Annotated in this window: 3 protein-coding genes; 2 read left to right on the top strand and 1 reads right to left on the bottom strand. The window is 67.0% G+C overall.

Features of this window, described 5'->3' with window-relative positions; all coding sequences use genetic code 11:
• Positions 1–646 (bottom strand): amino acid permease (locus VFX99_RS00400; RefSeq protein ID WP_329664342.1); only part of this gene is annotated, 646 nt, incomplete at its 3' end.
• A gap of 174 nt (positions 647–820) precedes the next feature.
• On the opposite strand from VFX99_RS00400, the gene VFX99_RS00395 reads away from it, so the two are divergent.
• Positions 821–2176: a glutamine synthetase family protein gene (locus VFX99_RS00395; protein WP_329664341.1), complete on the top strand. Its 1356-nt coding sequence runs from the start codon at positions 821–823 to the stop codon at positions 2174–2176.
• Between the two features lie 106 nt (positions 2177–2282).
• A partial coding sequence (locus tag VFX99_RS00390) for a gamma-glutamyl-gamma-aminobutyrate hydrolase family protein (protein ID WP_329664343.1) occupies positions 2283–2597 on the top strand: 315 nt, incomplete at its 3' end.

The raw sequence follows: 2597 nt of genomic DNA, 5'->3' as shown, positions 1-2597 counted from the left end.
CGGTCTGACCCGGATCGGGCGCCATGTCCCAGAGGTTGGCCCACTGGAATGCACCGGAGAAGATCGCCATCACCGAGAAGACGACGATGATGCCGATCGAGATGATCGAGACCACGATCGCGAACTTGAACGAGATGGCGGCCCCGGCGGAGTTCAGCGCGATGAAGACGACGTACAGGATGATCCACCACACCCACGTGGGCATGGAGAAGTTCAGCAGTTCGCTCGTGATCGCATCCGCGTAGGAGGCGGAGAAGTACACGATGACAGCGGTGGTCGCGACGTACTCGATCGTCTCCGCCGCGCCGGTGATCAGTCCGCCCCATGGGCCCATGGCCGATCGGGCGAACGAGTACGCACCGCCCGTGTGCGGCATGGCGGCCGCCATCTCTCCGATCGAGAAGATCATGCCGTAGTACATCGCGACCAGGATCACGAAGGCGATCAGCATCCCGCCGAATCCGGCGAAGTCGATGCCGAAGTTCCAGCCCGAGAAGTCGCCCGAGATCACGGCGGCGACGGCGAGGCCCCACAGCCCCCAGATGCCGGCGGAGCGTTTGAGGGTGCGCTTCTCGAAGTATCCCTGGCCTGCCCGCGTATAGGTTGCTCCGGCAACCTTGGCGGAATCACTGCGCGACTGAGTCATCGATCCTCCGTGCGTTCGGGTGCGGCGCGGAGCGGGCGCCTTGCGCATGATTGTGATGCCTAAAGGTGGGTTCTGTCTACCTTTGGGACGAACTTCATGATTACAGTGGACCGAGCGCGGACGCCGGCCACGGTGCGCGCGACGCGCAGTGCTCAGCGCAAGGGAAGGTGACGGATGCCAGGGAACCTCAGCGTCTCGGAGCTGAACGCCGCCATCGCAGCCGACGAGATCGACACGGTCATCGTCGCGTTCGCCGACGCCCAGGGGCGCCTGGTGGGCAAGCGCGTGTCCGCGCGCCTGTTCCAGGAGGAGGTGCTCCCGCACGGCGCGGAGGCCTGCAACTATCTGCTCTCGGTCGACGTCGACATGAACACGGTGGACGGCTATGCCATGTCGAGCTGGGAGAAGGGGTACGGCGACATGATGCTGTTGTCAGACCCCGCGACCCTCCGGCGCATCCCTTGGATGAACGGCACCGCCCTGATCATCGCCGACCTCGGCTGGGAGAGCGGCGACCCGGTGGCGCAGTCGCCGCGGGCGATCCTCAAGCACCAACGGGATCGCCTCGCCGAGCGCGGCCTCACGGCGTACGCGGGCACGGAACTCGAGTTCATCGTCTTTGACGACACATACCGGGATGCCTGGGCGAAGGGCTATCGCGACCTGAAGGCGTCGACGGACTACAACGTGGACTACGACCTGCTCGCCTCGGGACGTCTCGAACCCCTGCTGCGCGACATCCGCCGCGGCATGGACGGTGCGGGCATGTACTGCGAGGGAGTGAAGGGCGAGTGCAACTTCGGTCAGCAGGAGATCGCGTTCCGCTACGCGGAGGTGCTCGAGACCGCCGACCAGCACACGATCTACAAAAGCGGTGCGAAGGAGATCGCCGAGCAGCACGGCAAGTCTTTGACCTTCATGGCGAAGTTCAACGAGCGCGAGGGCAACAGCTGCCACATCCACCTGTCGGTGCGCGGGGACGACGGCACTCCGGTGATGGCGGGCGACGGTCCCTACGGGTTCAGTCCGTTCATGGAGCACTGGATCGCCGGCATCCTGGCCACGCTCCGCGAGTTCACGCTGCTGTACGCGCCCACGATCAACTCGTACAAGCGGTACCAGAAGGGCACCTTCGCACCGACAGGAGTCGCGTGGGGGCTGGACAACCGCACGTGCGCTTTGCGGGTGATCGGCCACGGGCAGTCGCTGCGCCCCGAGAACCGCGTGCCCGGTGGGGACGTGAACCCCTATCTCGGCATCTCGGCGATCATCGCCGGCGGCTTGCACGGCGTGGAGAACGAGCTGCCGATGCCCGACCCGCTGGCCGGCAACGCCTACTCATCGGGCGTCGACCACCTGCCGACCACACTGCGCGAAGCGGCGGCGCTGTTCTCGGAGTCGACGGTCGCCCGCGCGGCGTTCGGCGACGACATGGTCGAGCACTACCTCAACCAGGCGCGGATCGAGGTCGAGGCCTACGACGCCGCCGTGACCGACTGGGAGCGGATCCGTGGTTTCGAACGCCTCTGACGACATCGGGTCCCGGTCATCGAGCGAGGCGCTCGTTGACCGAGGCCCCGAAGCGCCCGACACGAACCGCAGACGAGACGAGACGCAGCGGCACGGCCGCGCGCCCGTGATCGGGCTGACGACGTCCCTCGAGCAGGCGAAGGCGGGGGTGTGGGACGTGCGGGCCGCGTTCCTGCCGCATGTGTACTTCGACGCCGTGGCGGCGTCGGGGGGAGTGGCGGTGCTGCTGCCGCCGCAGCCGAACCCCGAGCTGGCGGCATCCGTCGTTCTGGACGGCCTCGACGGGCTGATCCTGACGGGCGGCAAGGACGTCCAGCCCGAGCTGTACGGTGCGCAGCGGCATCCGCGCACGGATCCGCCGCGGCCGGAGCGCGACGAGTGGGAGCTGGCGCTGTTCCGCGGTGCCGAGGATCGCCGGATA

The organism is Microbacterium sp. (genome assembly GCF_036277215.1).
Classification (GTDB): domain Bacteria; phylum Actinomycetota; class Actinomycetes; order Actinomycetales; family Microbacteriaceae; genus Microbacterium.
The sequence above is the reverse complement of the archived record's forward strand: the minus strand, read 5'-3'. Positions and strand labels throughout refer to the sequence as shown.

Coding starts and splice junctions, on each gene's coding strand:
- VFX99_RS00395 (WP_329664341.1), top strand. CDS start 821: ATGCCAGGGAACCTCAGCGTCTCGGAGCTGAACGCCGCCATCGCAGCC.